Source organism: Cronobacter sp. 153480017-3, assembly GCF_053627815.1.
Map to the genome: position 1 here is coordinate 24,340 of NZ_JBSEYN010000008.1, position 15,776 is coordinate 40,115.

Annotated in this window: 18 protein-coding genes and 1 pseudogene; 10 read left to right on the forward strand and 9 right to left on the reverse strand. The window is 58.4% G+C overall.

Annotation, left to right across the window (positions count from 1 at the left end; all coding sequences use genetic code 11):
• Window positions 1-99: 99 nt before the first annotated feature.
• Window positions 100-1,317: a diguanylate phosphodiesterase gene (locus ACUW6V_RS17080; RefSeq protein WP_454038673.1), complete on the reverse strand. Its 1,218-nt coding sequence runs from the start codon at window positions 1,315-1,317 to the stop codon at window positions 100-102.
• A gap of 400 nt (window positions 1,318-1,717) precedes the next feature.
• Here ACUW6V_RS17080 and ycgZ point away from each other — a divergent pair, with 400 nt between their 5' ends.
• From ycgZ to ACUW6V_RS17100, 4 genes are all read left to right on the forward strand, one after another.
• Window positions 1,718-1,957, forward strand: a complete 240-nt coding sequence (gene ycgZ, locus ACUW6V_RS17085) for a regulatory protein YcgZ (protein ID WP_007670514.1) — start codon at window positions 1,718-1,720, stop codon at window positions 1,955-1,957.
• A gap of 169 nt (window positions 1,958-2,126) precedes the next feature.
• Window positions 2,127-2,426, forward strand: a complete 300-nt coding sequence (locus tag ACUW6V_RS17090) for a hypothetical protein (RefSeq protein WP_007873152.1) — start codon at window positions 2,127-2,129, stop codon at window positions 2,424-2,426.
• Window positions 2,427-2,463: 37 nt separating this feature from the next.
• The gene (locus tag ACUW6V_RS17095) at window positions 2,464-2,742 is read left to right on the forward strand and encodes a biofilm development regulator YmgB/AriR family protein (protein ID WP_007854451.1); all 279 of its coding nucleotides are present in this window, start codon (window positions 2,464-2,466) and stop codon (window positions 2,740-2,742) included.
• A gap of 133 nt (window positions 2,743-2,875) precedes the next feature.
• On the forward strand, window positions 2,876-3,616 hold the full coding sequence (locus ACUW6V_RS17100; protein WP_105606608.1) for a metallophosphoesterase: 741 nt from the start codon (window positions 2,876-2,878) through the stop codon (window positions 3,614-3,616).
• A gap of 34 nt (window positions 3,617-3,650) precedes the next feature.
• Here ACUW6V_RS17100 and ACUW6V_RS17105 read toward each other — a convergent pair whose 3' ends face one another.
• On the reverse strand, window positions 3,651-3,962 hold the full coding sequence (locus ACUW6V_RS17105) for a hypothetical protein (RefSeq protein WP_007854431.1): 312 nt from the start codon (window positions 3,960-3,962) through the stop codon (window positions 3,651-3,653).
• Between the two features lie 21 nt (window positions 3,963-3,983).
• Complete coding sequence (locus ACUW6V_RS17110) at window positions 3,984-4,574, reverse strand: TetR/AcrR family transcriptional regulator (RefSeq protein ID WP_454038674.1); 591 nt, start codon at window positions 4,572-4,574, stop codon at window positions 3,984-3,986.
• Between the two features lie 95 nt (window positions 4,575-4,669).
• Here ACUW6V_RS17110 and ACUW6V_RS17115 point away from each other — a divergent pair, with 95 nt between their 5' ends.
• Window positions 4,670-4,990 carry a darcynin family protein gene (locus ACUW6V_RS17115; RefSeq protein ID WP_032989724.1) on the forward strand — a complete coding sequence of 107 codons (321 nt, stop codon included), beginning with the start codon at window positions 4,670-4,672 and terminating at the stop codon, window positions 4,988-4,990.
• Between the two features lie 135 nt (window positions 4,991-5,125).
• Window positions 5,126-6,025, forward strand: a complete 900-nt coding sequence (locus ACUW6V_RS17120) for a LysR family transcriptional regulator (RefSeq protein WP_063265865.1) — start codon at window positions 5,126-5,128, stop codon at window positions 6,023-6,025.
• Here ACUW6V_RS17120 and ACUW6V_RS17125 read toward each other — a convergent pair.
• The 3 genes from ACUW6V_RS17125 to ACUW6V_RS17135 form a co-directional block, all read right to left on the reverse strand.
• On the reverse strand, window positions 6,000-6,806 hold the full coding sequence (locus ACUW6V_RS17125; RefSeq protein WP_454038675.1) for a substrate-binding domain-containing protein: 807 nt from the start codon (window positions 6,804-6,806) through the stop codon (window positions 6,000-6,002). The two genes, ACUW6V_RS17120 and ACUW6V_RS17125, sit on opposite strands and share 26 nt — an antisense overlap.
• Window positions 6,799-8,106, reverse strand: a complete 1,308-nt coding sequence (gene tcuC, locus ACUW6V_RS17130; RefSeq protein WP_007873133.1) for an MFS transporter — start codon at window positions 8,104-8,106, stop codon at window positions 6,799-6,801. Before tcuC ends, ACUW6V_RS17125 begins: the two co-directional genes overlap by 8 nt.
• Before the next feature lie 298 nt (window positions 8,107-8,404).
• The gene (locus ACUW6V_RS17135) at window positions 8,405-8,962 is read right to left on the reverse strand and encodes a TetR/AcrR family transcriptional regulator (RefSeq protein WP_007854412.1); all 558 of its coding nucleotides are present in this window, start codon (window positions 8,960-8,962) and stop codon (window positions 8,405-8,407) included.
• 100 nt (window positions 8,963-9,062) lie between these two features.
• Here ACUW6V_RS17135 and ACUW6V_RS17140 point away from each other — a divergent pair, with 100 nt between their 5' ends.
• Entirely contained in the window at window positions 9,063-9,980 is a 918-nt protein-coding gene (locus ACUW6V_RS17140; protein WP_054623918.1) for an ABC transporter six-transmembrane domain-containing protein, read from the forward strand.
• Window positions 9,981-10,020: 40 nt separating this feature from the next.
• Here ACUW6V_RS17140 and ACUW6V_RS17145 read toward each other — a convergent pair.
• Window positions 10,021-10,116 (reverse strand): annotated as a pseudogene (locus ACUW6V_RS17145) (DinB family protein); the annotation flags it as partial.
• Between the two features lie 96 nt (window positions 10,117-10,212).
• Between ACUW6V_RS17145 and ACUW6V_RS17150 the strand changes: the two are divergent.
• The 3 genes from ACUW6V_RS17150 to ACUW6V_RS17160 all read left to right on the forward strand — a co-directional run bounded on the left by ACUW6V_RS17150 (window position 10,213) and on the right by ACUW6V_RS17160 (window position 11,550).
• Complete coding sequence (locus tag ACUW6V_RS17150) at window positions 10,213-10,644, forward strand: GNAT family N-acetyltransferase (RefSeq protein ID WP_007854406.1); 432 nt, start codon at window positions 10,213-10,215, stop codon at window positions 10,642-10,644.
• A gap of 25 nt (window positions 10,645-10,669) precedes the next feature.
• Window positions 10,670-11,113 (forward strand): NUDIX hydrolase, encoded by a 444-nt coding sequence (locus ACUW6V_RS17155; protein WP_072186285.1) that lies wholly within the window; start codon window positions 10,670-10,672, stop codon window positions 11,111-11,113.
• An 80-nt stretch (window positions 11,114-11,193) separates the two neighbouring features.
• The gene (locus ACUW6V_RS17160) at window positions 11,194-11,550 is read left to right on the forward strand and encodes a nuclear transport factor 2 family protein (protein WP_054623920.1); all 357 of its coding nucleotides are present in this window, start codon (window positions 11,194-11,196) and stop codon (window positions 11,548-11,550) included.
• Here the strand turns inward: ACUW6V_RS17160 and ACUW6V_RS17165 are convergent.
• On the reverse strand, window positions 11,542-14,592 hold the full coding sequence (locus ACUW6V_RS17165; protein ID WP_454038676.1) for an efflux RND transporter permease subunit: 3,051 nt from the start codon (window positions 14,590-14,592) through the stop codon (window positions 11,542-11,544). The genes ACUW6V_RS17160 and ACUW6V_RS17165 overlap by 9 nt on opposite strands.
• Window positions 14,593-15,741, reverse strand: coding sequence for an efflux RND transporter periplasmic adaptor subunit (locus ACUW6V_RS17170; protein WP_454038677.1), 1,149 nt, complete (start codon window positions 15,739-15,741; stop codon window positions 14,593-14,595).
• Window positions 15,742-15,776 lie beyond the last annotated feature (35 nt).

Sequence of the window (15,776 nt, forward strand, 5' to 3'; positions counted from 1 at the left end):
AACATGCTGCGGGCAACAAAAAAGTGTACATAAAATGCATTAAATCACAGAGAGATGGCGCATGCGGCTTTGACATGCGCCAGAGAGAAGGTCAAACCGTTACAAGCCGAACTTTTTTTCAGGCCAGGCGACGGCAGGAATGCCACCGAGCGCTGGTTTTGCGAAAAGATGCCCCTGGAAGAGCGTAATGCCTGCGGATTCGAGCCACATCCACTCTTCGGCTTTCTCCACGCCCACGGCAGAAATCGCGATTTCCAGCGACGCGCAGCATTTGATCAGCGCCTGCACAATGGCCTGTCGCGGGCCGCTCTTATGCACATCGCGAATAAGCTCGCGGTTGATTTTGATGCGGTCTGGCTGGAACTGCGCCAGCAGTAACAGCCCGGCGAAACCGGCACCAAAGTGGTCAATCGCCACGCGCAGCCCCGCCGCTTTGAGCTGGCGAATCGCACCGGTAAACTCATCGAGACGGGAAATCACTTCGCTTTCGGTAAACTCAACAATCACCTGATCCGGCACCAGCCCGTTGGCGTGGATCTCCTGTACCAGAAACTCCACCGCGCCAGGGATTTTCACCAGGGTCATCGGCTGCAGGTTTACGCACAGCGTCTGCTGGCCAATATTCAGCGCGCCGGCGATTTCAAACGCCGTTTTCTTGCTCTCTAGATCGGCCTCATACAGCGCTTCGCCTTCCAGACCTTCAAAAAACGTCTGCGGCGGCGCGCCGTCAGGGGTACGCAGCAGCGCCTCCAGCGAGACCACTTCGCGGGAGAGCGGGTCGATAATCGGCTGAAACGCGAAGGTACAATCGGTACGCGCGCTGACAGACGCGGGCGCCTGAACGCCGTCGTCTTCGATGATGAAATCCCAGCTGTCACCCGGCGGGATCTCAAAATAGTTTTCTTTTTCAGTGGCTTCGACAAACGTCTGGAAGAACTGCAGCGCGCGGTCGCCGTACACCAGCTGATATTTCGACGTGCCTTTATCCAGCACATGCTGGAGCACTTCGTCACGCTCATAATCTCGTAAATCAAAGAGTTCCATACCCGATTTACCGAAGCGACGCGACGGCGCGTAGTCGCACAGCAGCTCCACCAGATTGTAATGACGCGTATCCGCGCAAATGGCGCGATAGATAGCTTTCACTCCTTCTTCCGGGCCTTCCAGTAGCTGGAAAAAGTGGCGGCCGTTAAAGAGCAGAATGCCGGTCACGTCGGCCTGGCCGTTTTTGTTATTCGCTGCATCCACCATCTCTTCCAGCACGGTGACCGGAACGTCGTCGCAGATATGGCTGCGATAAATTATGGTTGTGAGCATCATGCATCCTGTGAATAGGTGAATAAGCAGCCACCTTAACAGATGACCTGCCGGGCGTCTTGCAGTGATGTCTATAAAGAGACAAATAATGAGTCAGGTAAGGATTTTAGCGACTGAGGCTCAGGTGGGTTTCTGTACAGGTTTTTACAAAATGGTTACGTTCCTCCCGCCTTGTACAAGGCAAAACGGCATATTTTGCACGCCAGGAAGCATAATCAGTACAAATTCAGACCAAAAGCTAAAAATAAATTTTACTGTAACCCCATGAAATTAATGAACTAGTTATTATTTGCGCAAAAAAAGATCGCGAACTTATACAATAACGGTGTACAAGATTCACGTAATTAGTATACTGCTAACTATTCCTTGCGTAGTTACGAAATTTTAACAGGAGTGACATATGCGTCAGAACGGTTACATTCCGGATACAGCTAATGCCATTGCCCGATACTTTGATAAAGCGGCTCTGCCGACTCAGCAAGAAACATTAGGGCAAATCGTCGTAGAGATCCTGCGCGATGGTCGTCTCCTGAATAAAAAAAGTATTTGCACCAAATTGCTTAGTCGTCTTGAAATGGCGTCCAGCGTTGAAGAAGAAAGTCACTATCAAACGCTGATCGGTCTGCTTTTTGATCGCTAACACCAGGGCGTTCTTTCACCGAACTGTTTCCTGATGATTAAGACAATTGTGGCGGAGGGATATTGCAGGCCTTAGCACAGCCTGACAATTTTCAGTGGCAGGACGCCACCGGAAAGAAGTTGTATCCCGCGCGTGTGGCGCGGGACATGCGGCATTCAGAGACGCATTTATGAACAGAAGTGAAAAAGATCAACTGACAGATGAAATCATCGGAGAGGCAGTACTGTCTCTGCTGAGAGAAAAAGGCCCGATCAATATGCGGGTACTGATTGCGCGTTTGCGCTCGATGGAAACCAGCGAGTCTGATCCCGGTCGACGTGAGGCCATTGCCCGTGTCATCACCGAAATCAGCGCGACGGCGGTTTCCGGACGGCGTAACGGCACGCGTGAGCGTAAAGAATGGAGCGGCGATAACGTCCATTCGCTGTTTGGCGAGAGTGCGTCGCCGGACAGCAGTAAAAAACACTGACTACATCAGCAACTTTCAATTAAAACGGTGCCAGTACATGAGCCAGGTGATGCTTAACCCCATTGATTTACAGGCAGATCTGCCCGACACGGCACTGTCTGAATACTTTCGTAACGCCGGCGATATGCTGGCGCAGGAAGCCGCACTGCTGGGCGCGGTTGTGAGCAACATTCTTGCGACCGACGGTCACCTGACCCATAAAGCGATTATTCTGCAGCTCATTGGCGTGCTGGAAACCACGGATGACGTGGTGATGGCTGACGTCGTGCGCAAAACGCTGGAAATCGTTGTCGACCATACGGTAGACGACATCTGATTCTGACGTTGTATTCCTTCTTTTAAAAGCCAGCCCGTCTCTCACTTCGGCTGGCTTTTTTCTTTGTGACACCTTTCCCCTCCCTCTTCTATCATCATTTCACGGCCAAACCGATAAGACAGAAGAGCAATTCTTGATAATCGCGCAGCTTTCAGATATTCACGCCGCACCGGATAACGATAATCTGGCGCGTTTTGACAACGCCCTGGCGTGGCTTACGCCGCTCGAACCCGATGTGCTGGTGATAAGCGGCGATCTCACCGACGACCACTGGCGCGACGGTTATAGCGCCATTGCGGCGCGGCTGGAAACAGTGCCCTGCCGGACGCTTATCCTGCCGGGAAATTCTGATGACTGCGCCGCCATGCGCGCCGTCTGGCCTTCGCTGGCGCAGGAAGGGCCGCTGCATGCGGTTGTGGATACGCCTGCGCTTCGCGTGATTGGACTGGATTCTACCGTGGATGGAAGTGCAGCGGGCAGCGTGGCCGCGCATCTCGACTGGCTGGCGCGTCAGTTGGATGAAGCTGACGGGCGACAGACGCTGCTGTTTCTGCATCATCATGTATTTATGAGCGGCATTCCGTCGATGGATGCGGCGGCGTGCCGCAACGCGCAGGCGCTCGGCGGAGTGCTGCGCCATCACCCGGCAAAGCCGCTCGCGATTGCCACAGGGCACGTTCACCGTCCGGCAGCGGGAATGCTGGCCGGTATTCCGGCTTACATCTGCGGTTCGGTCTGCCCGGCGAACCCGTTATGGCTGGGTGGCTCGCACGTGCCTGCGGTCTTCGATCCGCCCGCGCTGATGGTGCACCGGCTTGAGAATGGCACACTCGCCAGCCATTTTATGGCGGTCTCACCGGTGAATGGCCGCTGACCGCTTATCAGTACAACGCGGCGAAAAGAATGGATTACAGCGCCGCAATGGTCTCAACTTCATGCTGAAACACCCACGGATCGGAGAGCAGCTCAAACTGTTCATCGTCAGGGTAGGTCACCGCCACCTGATAATCCTCACCTGCAAACGCCTTAACGGCGTTCAGATCTTCCCAGTAGGTTGCCAGGAAAAAATGCGCCCGGTCGCCCTGTATTTCCTGACGGACAAACGCGCCACGGTTACCGGCGGTGCGCTGCGAATGCTCCACGCCGGTTTTCTGTAAATGCGCGGCAAAGCCGTCGGCGTGTTCCAGCGGCACGCAGCCATGCCAGGTTCTGACTATCATGTTTTCTCCTTTATTAAGTGCTTAATCAGGCGCAGCCCAGCCGAGATAACCAAAGGCGGCGCGGTGAATGCGGCGCTTCAGCGCAGCCGGCGAGCTCTCGCCTCGCGCGATGGCCATCGCGATCATGCCCTGCACCAGCGCGATGACATCCCATGCCGTGGTCTCACTCTCTTCAAGCGCCGTTGCAACACAGCGGTGAAGTGCTGTCAGCATCGCCTGCTGATGCGCCTGAAATTCCGGCGCTGCCTCCCGCAAATCCAGCGTGCGTGCAAGCGCGGGCCGTGCAAACTCATAATCCACAGCTGCGTCAACCATGCCTGAAAGACGATCCGCCGGATCGGGACGCGCCGCTGCGTGCTGCATGGCCGAAAGCAGCGATTCATGCTCGCGCGCCACCAGCGCCGCCGTTAAGGCGTGACGGTTCGGGAAATACTGATACAGCGAGCCGATGCTGACGCCTGCGGTTTCCGCGACGGCATTCGTCGTGCAGGCCGCCGCGCCCTCGCGCTCGAAAATGCGAGCCGTCGCCTCGATAATCGCCTCCACCAGCGCGCGTGAACGCGCCTGGCGCGGCGCTTTACGCGGTGTCAGCGGCGGCTGAATGGCATACATAAACGCGAGTCCCTGAATATAACGTGTCCCGATATCATAACGGCGTCGTCTTCACACAACATCTACAAGCATTAATAGTTTTCAGGGAGAGCGTTATGAATACCGCAACAGAGACCGTCACGCTGTTTATGCTGGTGAAAGCCAACCGTAGCTGGCTTGATGCCAGCGCCGACGAACGCCAGCGTAATATCGCCACGCACCTTGCGCCTTTACTCACGCAATATGAGGGCGCGCTCAGGCTGCGCTATTTCGATACCGAATTTTACTCCGCGCGGATTTCCGATATCTGGATCTGGGAGGCCGCAAACCATGCCGTCTGGCAGGGCTTTACCGAAGCGCTGCGCGATACGCCGTTCTGGAATGATTTCTTTGAGATCAAAGAAATTCTCCAGGGCGTCGAGGCGCAGCATCTGTAAGCGATGGCCTGCTGAGGCGGCTCACCTCACGGTATCGGCTTTCAGAAACGCCCGCGCGTCATCTATGATAAAAGGCGTGAATGATAAACGCCGCTTTATAATGTCGCTGTGAGACGCTGAAAGGATGCCGCTGCCATGCCTGTAAACTTTGACCTGAACGATATCTATGCGTTTCGCGCATTAATGGAGTACGGCAGTTTCCGGCTCGCGGCGGAGTCCATCTGCCTGTCGCAATCGGCGCTCAGCCGCCGCATTGAAAAGCTGGAGACAGCGCTCGGCGCGCGGCTCTTTGACCGCACCACCCGGCGCGTGGCGCTAACGCTCTATGGGCAGAGTTTTGCCGAGCGCTCAGAACAGCTGCTGGCGAATGTCGAAGCGGTGCTGGCGGATATCCAGCAGGCAAGCCAGGAACGCACGGGGCTTGTCACCGTCGCGACGGTGCCGTCGGGCGCGTATTACTTTATGCCGGACATTATCCGTCAGTTTCAGGCGCGTTACCCGCGCGTGCGCATCAAACTCATCGACAGCAGCGTCGGCAATGTTATCGACGCCGTCAGCAGCGGTCAGGCCGATTTCGGCATCTGTTTTGGCAGAAACCTGCCGCCGCACATTGAGTTTGTGCCGCTGGTGGAGGATGTCTACGTGGCAGCCTGTCGGCGCGATCATCCGCTCGCGAAAAAAGGGCAGCTCACCTGGAAGGCCTATTTTGAGCAGGATTATATCAGTCTGGATAAAGTCTCCGGGAACCGTACCCTGCTCGATCAGGCGCTGGGGCACATTACGCCCGCGCGTCCAAGTATCTGTGAAACACGCCATGTCACAACGGTGCTTGGCATGGTGGAAGCCGGCATTGGCATCGCCGCGGTACCAGCAATGTCAATGCCTGTGGCGGGGCACTCCGTTCTGGTGCCACTGCGGCTTGTCGATCCGGTCGTCACACGCAGCGTGGGGCTGATACGCCGCAGCGGGCGTATTCAGTCTTACGTGGCGGCGGAACTCGAAAAGCTCATCACTGAACAGTATCCGCCAGCCTGACCGGCGCTTTTTGCGCGACCGACCGCATGCCGGTGGCGCGTACCACCTTTTGCGCGTCGGGTGACGCCAGAAACGCCAGCAGCGCGTGGCCTTCGGCGGCATGCGCCGCGTTGTTCGTTACCGCGCCCGCAAAACGGGTGATGTACTGCACGCTGTCAGGCAACTCGCCGACAAACGTCACGCCGGGCTCCGGCAGCAGTTCGCTGACCTGCTGAAACCCCACGGCATACTTCCCTTTCGCCACTTCTGATGCCACCGGAATGCGCTCCACCATCCGCGCGCGGGTCTCCACCTGCGCCTCTATCCCCAGTTTTTTAAACAACGTCGTACAGACATAGCGACCGCTGGCGCTGTCGGAATAGGCAATCGAACGGGCCTGCAGCAGCGTCTGGCGCAGCGCGTCCGGGGTGTTTATTGCGGGCACCGGCGCGCCCTGCTTTACCACCATGCCAATGGGCGAATCCGCAAGCTCCGTGCGCGACCCCGGCGCGGTACGCCCCGCTTTTTCAAGGCTCGTCAGGGCATCGCCCACCATGATCACCACATCCGCCTTTTCGCCGCGCGCCAGCCGGTTCGGGATCGCCTGCGGTGTTTTGCCCATCGACGGGCCGGGAACGATCACAATCTGGTTACCGCTCTGCTTTTCATATCCTGGGCGGAGCTGTTCCAGCGCCGCCTTAAAGCCGCCTGAAATCATCACCGTAATTTCCTGTGCCAGCGCCACGCTGCTTAACGACGAGAGCGCCAGCGCGGCTATCCATGTCGTCATTCTCTTATGCATGGCGGCGTCCTGCGGTCTGTAATGTCATGGTACTGCGGCGGTAAAGGTAGAGCGTCGCCAGCAGCGCGCAGAGCGCAGCAAAGCTCATCCAGTAGCCGGGCGAGGCTTTGTCGCCGGTGTACTCAATCAGCGCCGTCGATATCACCGGCGTAAAGCCGCCGAAAATCGCCGTCGCGAGGCTGTAGGCGAGCGAGAAACCAGCGACACGCACCTCGGCGGGCATGATTTCAGTGAGCGCCGGGATCATCGCACCGTTGTACAGGCCATACAGGAAGGAGAGCCACAGCAGTACGCCCAGCATCATGGAAAAGCCCGGTGCCGCCGCCAGCATCATTAGCGCCGGATACGCGGTGGCCAGCGCCAGCAGCGTCATGGCAATCAGCACCGGTTTACGCCCGAAACGGTCAGAAAGCGCGCCGCCCACCGGCAGCCAGAAGAAGTTGGAAATCGCCACCAGCAGCGTCACCAGCAGGCTGTCGGAGGCGCTCAGCATCAGCACTTTTTTGCCGAAGGTGGGCGCATACACGGTAATGAGATAGAACGCCGTGGTGGTCATCGCCACCATCATCATGCCCGCGACAACCACCGGCCAGTGGGTCAGCAGCATGCGGAACACCTGTTTCATGTCGAGATGGTGACGGCGCGCGCTGAACTCCTGCGTCTCTTCAAGCTTGCGACGCAGCACGAAAATAAACGGCACAATCAGGCAACCGAAGAGGAACGGGAGTCGCCAGCCCCAGCTGCTGATGGCCGACTGATCCAGCGCCGCGTTGAGGGCAAAACCCATTGCCGCTGCCACCATAATGGCGACCTGCTGGCTGCCCGACTGCCAGCTGGTGTAAAAGCCTTTGCGGCCCGGCGTCGCGATTTCGGCGAGATACACCGACACGCCGCCGAGCTCCGCACCGGCCGAAAAGCCCTGTAACAGGCGGCCAATCAGCACGAACAGCGGCGCCCACAGCCCGATGGCCTCATAAGACGGGATCAGCACAATCAGAAAGGTGCCCGCCGCCATAATGGAGAGCGTCATGATAAGCCCTTTGCGGCGGCCCACTTTATCGATGTACGCGCCCAGCACTATCGCGCCGATGGGGCGCATCAGAAAGCCCGCGCCAAACACCGCAAACGTCATCATCAGCGAGGCGAACTCACTGCTCGCCGGAAAGAACGTGTGCGCGATGTAGGTGGCATAAAAGCCAAACAGGAAAAAATCAAACTGCTCCAGAAAGTTGCCGGACGTGACGCGCAAAATAGCGCCGATCCGGGAACGGGTGTTTACAGGTGAGGTAGCGGAATGCATTGATGTCTCCAGTTGTCATTAACGCTTGTGGTTGCGTCTCTTACTCAAGACTGGAACAGAAATATCGAGGTAATAAGCGTAATAAACGCATCGTCCGATGCGTTTTATGCATCAATCGCTTACCGGTTAGCCATAGCGCTTTTATATACAAAGATTTAACAATCACGCCCAGGACGAGGACAGGCCCGGATGAAAAAATGTCAGTTTTCCGTTTTGTGACAAAGGCCTGAGTGTGAACGGGCATGTTTACCGAATTTTCACAACCCTCAGACCCGCTTATGGAAAGCGACCGGCACCGTTACACCAGCAAATTCTGTCCGATAAAATCGTCGATATCGTCCTGTGCCTGGCGGAGCGCGTCATCAGAAGGCAGCGTGTAGAGATGATCGCTGTAGCCGAACAGCATGGCGTCGAGTTGTCTTGCGAAACGCGCTGTGTTGACAGGGCGAAACACGCCTTCCTGCGCGCCCGCCGCGAGAATATCTACCAGCGCGTCATGCCAGCGCGCGAGTATCGATTCCATTAACTGCGCATACTCAGCATTATGGGCCGCGAGCTGCCACAGCGAGCCGTACAGCTTCGCGGTCGGGTCCGGCGTGGTGGAAATCACCCCTTCGATAAACGCTTTCAGCCTTTCGCGGGCGGGCAACGATGCCGTCCGCAAGACAAATTCGTTCAGTTCATTCTCAAGAAACGTGGAAATCGACTCCACGCACAGCGCCTGCCAGTTTTTGAAATAGTGATAGATATGGCTGCGCGAAATCCCCAGGTGCTCCGTCAGATCGCGCGTTTTGACATTTTCAATGCCCTGTTCAATGAACAAGGCGATCGCCGCATTAATGATTTTCTCTTTCACAAAGGCCCGCTCTGCTTTTCTCTGGTTGACTTTGAGCAGTTGCTCAAATAGCATCCCACCCCACTTGAGCAAATGCTCTAACTGAAGATTAACAGAAATCATGAAGACGCACAGCGTAAATATCCCGACCTCACCTGCCACCGCCAGCGCCAGCGCCGCCGGCACGCTGAAAACGCTGGCGCGACGCCACCGCAAGAAGCTATGTTTTACCTTCTTTCTGGTGATCGCCGAGAACGTCACGTACCTGCTCTACCCGGTGCTGGCGGGGATCTGCATCAACGCGATTCTGGCGGGCAACGCCTGGAACGCGATGCTCTACGGCCTGATGGTGCTGTTTATCTGGCTGCTGGGCGCGACGCGGCGCAGTGTCGATACGCGCACGTTCGCCCGTATTTATGCGGGCCTCGCCGTCTCGGTGGTGCTGGCGCAGCGGCAGAAAAGCCTTAACCATTCGACGATTGCGGCGCGGGTCGCGCTCTCCAGAGAGTTTGTCGATTTCTTCGAGCTGCATCTGCCGACGCTGATAACCTCTGTGGCGTCCATGGCCGGTGCCGCCGTGATGCTGCTGCTGATTGAGTTCTGGACGGGGATGGCGTGTCTCGGCATCCTGGCCGTGCTGGCCTGCTTTCTGACGCGGTTCACCCGCCGCAATGAGGCGCTTTACGGCAGGCTCAATAACCGGCTTGAAAAAGAGATCGATATGGTGACGCACGCCGCGCCGCGCGCCCTGCAGCGGCATTATCAGCTGCTGGCTAGGCTTCGCATCACGCTTTCGGATCGTGAAGCGATGGGATATTTCACCATTGGCGTGCTGGCCGCGCTGCTGTTCAGCTTTACGGTGGTGATGATGACGCACTCAGCCGCGATCAACGCCGGGCATATCTATTCGGTCATGACGTATATGTGGATGTTTGTCACGAGTCTGGATGATGCGCCGCAACTGCTGGAAAAGTATTCACAGCTGAAAGATATCGGTAAACGCGTGACGACAGAGGCGGAAACCGCGGCTGCTGAATAACATCGGTAAGTCTGTGGCCGCTCCGTTGGGCGGCCTGAGATTACGCATGATCGCGCAGGAAGACCGTCAGCACATCCTTAAACGCGACGCCGCCGCACTCCGCGACGAGCCAGCCGACCGCGCCCCGGTGATAGGTGTAGCGCCTGTGGCTGCCAATATTAAGGGTTCAGGAAAATTCAGGCGCGCTTTTCGGTATACTCGGCCCGGCACAGTAAACGAAAAGGATGACAAGATGATTACCCGCGCCCACGCACGACACTTCCCGGCGTTAGCAGATATCTGGGAACGCGCCGTGCGCCACACCCACACCTTTCTTTGCGAGGCGGAAATAGCGCGTCTCAGAGTCTGCGTTCAGGAAATGTATTTGCCTGCGCTACCTGTCTGGTGCTGGCAGAAGGAAAACGGTAAATGCGCTGGTTTTGTCGGCGTGCTGGATGAAAAAATCGAGATGCTGTTTGTCGAACCGCAGGTGTTTGGTCGTGGCATCGGAAAAGCGTTACTGACCTTCGCCTGCGAGCAGCAGGGTGCACGCTTCGTGGATGTCAATGAGCAAAACCCGTCAGCCATCGCTTTCTATGAACATATGGGGTTTGTCCATACGGGTCGCTCACCGCTGGATGGCGAAGGACAACCTTACCCGCTTCTGCATATGCAACGGCGTTGATTATTCTCCAGGATAAGGCCCTGTCATGCGTACACGTCCCGCCTCACGGCTGCTGATTATGAGCCCCGATCACCGGTTATTGCTGTTTCGCTTTACCCACCGCGACGACGCGCTTGCCGGGCGCACCTACTGGGCGACGCCGGGCGGCGGCGTCGAAGACGGAGAGTCCTTCCAGGAGGCGGCGATACGTGAATTACGGGAAGAAACCGGTATTGTGCGCACATCCTCCGGCCCGGAAGTGGCGCAGCGCACCTTTACGATGCTGTTGCCGAATGGCGAAACGGTACTGGCCGACGAGCGCTTTTTTATCATTCACGTTGACCATGAAGAGACCGACTTTTCAGGCTGGACCGCCAGCGAAAAGCGCGTCATTCACGATAACCGCTGGTGGTCGGCAAAAGCCCTCACTAACACGACCGACACCATCTACCCGCGGGAACTGCTGCTGGAGGTAATGGCGGCGCACTGAAGGCAGATACCTACAAATTTCCACGGGTTTACAGCCAGGCTCAGGCTGTTAGTGTAACTTCTGACCCGAGGGAAAATGCCATGAACCTGCCGCTGCAACTCGAAGATACGCTCTTTACCGCCATGAAAAACTCTGACGTGACGGCCCTTACGGCGTTAATCGCCGACGATCTGCTCTTTATCAATCACGCCGGACAGCGCGTCACCAAAGCGCAGGATATCGGCCTGCATAGCAGCGGTGCCATTGCTATCCAGGCTATCGAGCGTGAATCCTTTGAATCCCGGCAAGATGAGCACTGTATTATTATCGATACCTGCGTGGTCATCACCGGCACTTACGCCGGTGAGCCGCTGAATGGTCGTTTTCACCACTTTCGCACCTGGGTTAAACGCCACGGTGACTGGCAGGTTCTCGGTTTAAAAACCACGCTACTCTGACGCGCGCCCCCGGCGCGGCTGAAGCAGCAGGCTGAACGCCGCGGGCAGGACGGTCAGCGTCACCACCGTCGCGACGATAAGCCCACCGATAATGGCGAATGCCATCGGCCCCCAGAATACCTGATGCGAAATCGGGATCATGCCGAGGATCGCCGCACAGGCCGTCAGCATAATGGGCCGGGCGCGGTGCTGTGCGGCGGTGGTAATCGCCGCGTTGACGTCTATACCCTGTTGCAGATTGCCGTCAACCTCCGTTATCAGGATAACCGCATTGCGGATGATCATTCCGGCCAGCGCGATAATCCCAAGCAGCGCGACAAACCCCAGCGGCGTGCCGGTGGGCAGCATCGCCAGTACCACGCCCGGTAGCCCGAACGGAGCCATCAGCAGCGCCAGCAACATGCGTGAAAAGCGGCGTAGCTGAATCATCAGTAGCATCAGCATGACGATAAGCGTTACCGGCAACATGCGATACACCGAGCGGTTGCCCTTATCTGATTCCGCCACCGCGCCCGCCTCTTCGATGCGATAACCCGCAGGCACCCGCGCGCGGAATGCGTCAATGGCAGGCCGCAGTCCCAGAGCCGTAGCTTCAGCGCGAAGCCCCGGTGCGAGATCGGTCTGCACGGTGATAAACGGCAGCTGCTGATGACGCCAGATAACCGGATCGTCCAGCCCCCAGACGGGGGTTGCCACCTCGCTGAGCGGCACTTTACTGCCGCTCGCGGTCGGCACCCTCAGCGCAGAAAGCGTGGCAATGTCGCGCCGTTCCGCATTGTTGCCGCGCAGCACAACATCCACCAGCCGGTCGTTATCGCGCACTGTGGTGACCGTCGCGCCGGACCAGACCGTGTTCAGTAACTGTGCCAGGCTCTGCGAGGAGACGCCCACGGCGCGCGCCGCCGTCTGGTTGACCTCAAGCGTAATGACCCTCTCCGGCTCGCCCGCCGTCAGGTTCACGTCACGCGTCAGCGGCGATGTGCCAAGCGTACCAGCAAGCGCCCGCGCGAGGCGTTGTACCTGCGCATAGTCCGGCCCACTGACGCGATATTTCAGCGGCCAGCCGACCGGTGGCCCTAGCTCCAGCGGCGATACGCGGGTGGTGATATCGCTGAACTGCGTCGCCATCAGAGTGTCGAGCTGGCGACGCAGGCGATCGCGCGCCTGAAGATCTTTTGCCACAACGACCAGCTGCGCCGTGTTTTCATTGTCCTGAAGGATCTCCATCGGCAGATAAAAGCGCACCGCGCCGGTGCCCACATACGCCGAATAGCGATCGATATTCGTGTTGCCGCGTAGCGCACGCTCCAGGCGTTCCACCTGGTTTTGCGTCTGCGTCTGTGAAGCGCTGGCGGGCAGCGAAAGGGTCACCAGGAGTTCCGGGCGATCGGAGGCCGGGAAAAACTCCCCCTGCATAAATGTGGTGCCCCAGACCGACAACCCCAGCGCGAACAGCGCGCCGCCTATCGTCACAAGCCGATGGCGCAACGCCTGTTGCAGAATGCTGTGATAACCGCGCGCCAGCCAGCCCGGTTCGTTGTGATGACGTTTGATCTGCGCGGGCAGCAGCCAGGTGCCGGTCAGTGGCGAAAACAGGATCGCCACCACCCATGAACAGAGCAGCGAGATTGTCACCACGACGAACAGCGAGTAACAATATTCCCCGGCGCTGGAGGCGGCAAAACCAACCGGAATAAATCCGGCAATCATCACCAGCGTGCCGGTGAGCATCGGAAACGCCGTGGTTTTGAAAGCCCAGGTCGCCGCGCGTTGACGAGAATCGCCCGCCTCCAGCCGCGCCACCATGGTTTCGACAGCGATCATGGCGTCATCCACCAGCAGACCGAGGGCGATAATCAGCGCGCCGAGTGAAATGCGCTGTAGCCCGATGCCCGCCAGCATCATGCCTGCGAACGTCATCGCCAGCACCAGCGGAATGGCGGCGGCCACCACCAGACCGGCGCGCATGCCGAGCGACACAAATGACACCGCGAGAACAATCAGCACTGCCTCCACCAGCACATGGACAAATCCGCTTACCGCCTCGCTCACGACAGTGGACTGATCGGCCACTTTTACCATCTCGATGCCGTGCGGCAATTGCGCCGCGCTCTGCACCATGCGCGCGTTCAGCGCCTGGCCAAAATCCAGCATATTGCCAGTGGGTGCCATCGAAATCGCAAGCCCGATGGCAGGCTGTCCGTTCACACGAAACTGCGGCACAGGCGGCTCGGCAGGCTGGCGGCTCACGGTGGCGATATCGGTCAGCGGAATGTAGCGGCCACTGATATGCAGCGTCACGGCGCGCAGGCTCTGCTCCGAGGTGAGCGCGCCGCTGACGCGGATCGCGATGTTATCTCCTGCGGCGCGCAGCGTTCCGGCGGGCTCGACGGCATTCTGCGCCTTCAGGGCGTCACTCACCTGTGTTATATCAAGCCCCATCCCGGCGAGCTTACGGGGAGAAAAGGCGATAACTATCTGCTCCTGCGGCTCGCCGAGCAGCGTAATTTTGCCCACGTCATTTAACAACATCAGCCCACGCCGGATAGCCTCCACCCGCTCGCGCAACGCCTGCATGGAATAGCCTTCGGCGGTAAAGCCATAAATCGTGCCGAAGGTGTCGTCAAACTCATCATTCACCACGGGCCCCTGCACGCCTTGCGGCAGCGACGAAGCGATATCCTGCATGCGGTTGCGAAGCGTGTTCCATATGCCCGGCACCGCCTGCGGCGGCGTGTCGTCGCGCAGGTTGACATTGATAACAGCGGTACCGGCGCGGGTTTCACTTTCGAGGTTATCAAGCCAGGGGATCTCCTGAAGCTTTTTCTCCAGCACATCCGTGACCAGATTTGTCGTGTCAGTCACCGACGCGCCAGGCCAGCGTGCCGAGACAACCGCGGTTTTAATGGTAAAAGCCGGATCTTCATTACGCGGCAGTTGTTCGTAACAGAGCACGCCTGTCGCGATAATCAGCAGCATAAAAAAACTCACCAGTTGCTGGTGCGCCAGCGCCCACGCCGAGAGATTAAAGGTCGGTTTCATTTACATCGCCTCGCCAGGGATGACCTTTTCACCGGCGCGCAATTTGCTGACGCCCGCCACAATCACTTTATCCCCAGGACGCACGCCGCCTGCGATGATGACGCTTTCTGAGGTGTACTGCGCGATAGTCACTGGCCGCGGCTGCGCCCGCTGTTGCGCATCGATGATAAAGAGCGTCGGATGACCATTCTGGCGGGTGAGCGCGCAAGCGGGCACGGTAAAACCCGGCGTCTGCGTTTGCGGGAGCGCTACCGTGACGCTCGCGCCGAGCGCCATGGCGTCAGGGGGATCCGTTAACATCAGCCGCACTCGCCAGGTGCGGGTCTGCGGGTCGGCCTGCGGACTGATGTCCCGCAGCACGGCGGTCGCGGTGATGGCGGGCTCCGTGAGTGAGGCGACTTGCCACCGGGCCTGCATCGTGCGCGAAAACCGCTGCGGATCGCTGACATCCAGCACGACGTCGCGCGCGTGGCTGGTAGCGAGTGTGAAGATGCTCTGCCCGGCGCTTACCACCTGCCCTGCCGACGCGCTGACGCTGGTAATCACGCCGTCGGCTGGCGCCGCCAGTTGCGTCCAGTCAAGGCTCTCACGCGCGTTACGCAAGGCGGCCTCGCTGCTTTTCAGCCGCGCAACGGCGCTCTGCCAGTCCGCCCTCGCGCTGTCGAGCTGGCTTTGGGCGATAGCGCCGGACGGCATTAGCTTCTGCATACGCTTAAGATTAAGCGCTGCCACCCGCTCCGCCGCCTGCGCGCCCTGGCGCTCCGCCTCAGCGCTGGCCTGCTGGTTTTCGCCGGTGGCGCGCTCAAGCGTGGCAAGCAACTGCCCCGCGTGAACCGTGGCACCCATGTCCACTTCACGGCTGGCGAGTCTGCCATCGGTACGAAAGCTCAGGGTGGTTTCGTCATGGGCGCGGATCTCGCCTGTGCGCAGGTCAGCGTGCGCAGGCGAGGAAGCTGTGATAACCAGATACCGCACCGGACGTGGCGGCGCGGGCCGGTCGGTCTGATGATTGTCGCCACAGCCTGTTAAGAGTGGCAGGATCGCAGCCAGTACCACAATGGGTAGCAGGGCAAAGAAAGAAAAAGCACGCGCCGCATGGAAAAGATGCTGCACGCAATGACGAAAATAATCGGTGAATGCTTCGGACATGACGCCGCTCCTTCAGGAAATCAGCGTCATTTCAG

Excerpts from the sequence above, each read along its gene's own strand:
- ACUW6V_RS17115 (WP_032989724.1), top strand. The coding sequence starts at position 4,670 with ATGAATACCGCAACAGAGACCGTCACGCTGTTTATGCTGGTGAAAGCC.
- ACUW6V_RS17140 (WP_054623918.1), top strand. The coding sequence starts at position 9,063 with ATGAAGACGCACAGCGTAAATATCCCGACCTCACCTGCCACCGCCAGC.
- ycgZ (WP_007670514.1), top strand. The coding sequence starts at position 1,718 with ATGCGTCAGAACGGTTACATTCCGGATACAGCTAATGCCATTGCCCGA.
- ACUW6V_RS17120 (WP_063265865.1), top strand. The coding sequence starts at position 5,126 with ATGCCTGTAAACTTTGACCTGAACGATATCTATGCGTTTCGCGCATTA.
- ACUW6V_RS17160 (WP_054623920.1), top strand. The coding sequence starts at position 11,194 with ATGAACCTGCCGCTGCAACTCGAAGATACGCTCTTTACCGCCATGAAA.
- tcuC (WP_007873133.1), bottom strand. The coding sequence starts at position 8,106 with ATGCATTCCGCTACCTCACCTGTAAACACCCGTTCCCGGATCGGCGCT.
- ACUW6V_RS17105 (WP_007854431.1), bottom strand. The coding sequence starts at position 3,962 with ATGATAGTCAGAACCTGGCATGGCTGCGTGCCGCTGGAACACGCCGAC.
- ACUW6V_RS17170 (WP_454038677.1), bottom strand. The coding sequence starts at position 15,741 with ATGTCCGAAGCATTCACCGATTATTTTCGTCATTGCGTGCAGCATCTT.
- ACUW6V_RS17090 (WP_007873152.1), top strand. The coding sequence starts at position 2,127 with ATGAACAGAAGTGAAAAAGATCAACTGACAGATGAAATCATCGGAGAG.
- ACUW6V_RS17155 (WP_072186285.1), top strand. The coding sequence starts at position 10,670 with ATGCGTACACGTCCCGCCTCACGGCTGCTGATTATGAGCCCCGATCAC.
- ACUW6V_RS17150 (WP_007854406.1), top strand. The coding sequence starts at position 10,213 with ATGATTACCCGCGCCCACGCACGACACTTCCCGGCGTTAGCAGATATC.
- ACUW6V_RS17125 (WP_454038675.1), bottom strand. The coding sequence starts at position 6,806 with ATGCATAAGAGAATGACGACATGGATAGCCGCGCTGGCGCTCTCGTCG.
- ACUW6V_RS17095 (WP_007854451.1), top strand. The coding sequence starts at position 2,464 with ATGAGCCAGGTGATGCTTAACCCCATTGATTTACAGGCAGATCTGCCC.
- ACUW6V_RS17080 (WP_454038673.1), bottom strand. The coding sequence starts at position 1,317 with ATGCTCACAACCATAATTTATCGCAGCCATATCTGCGACGACGTTCCG.
- ACUW6V_RS17165 (WP_454038676.1), bottom strand. The coding sequence starts at position 14,592 with ATGAAACCGACCTTTAATCTCTCGGCGTGGGCGCTGGCGCACCAGCAA.
- ACUW6V_RS17110 (WP_454038674.1), bottom strand. The coding sequence starts at position 4,574 with ATGTATGCCATTCAGCCGCCGCTGACACCGCGTAAAGCGCCGCGCCAG.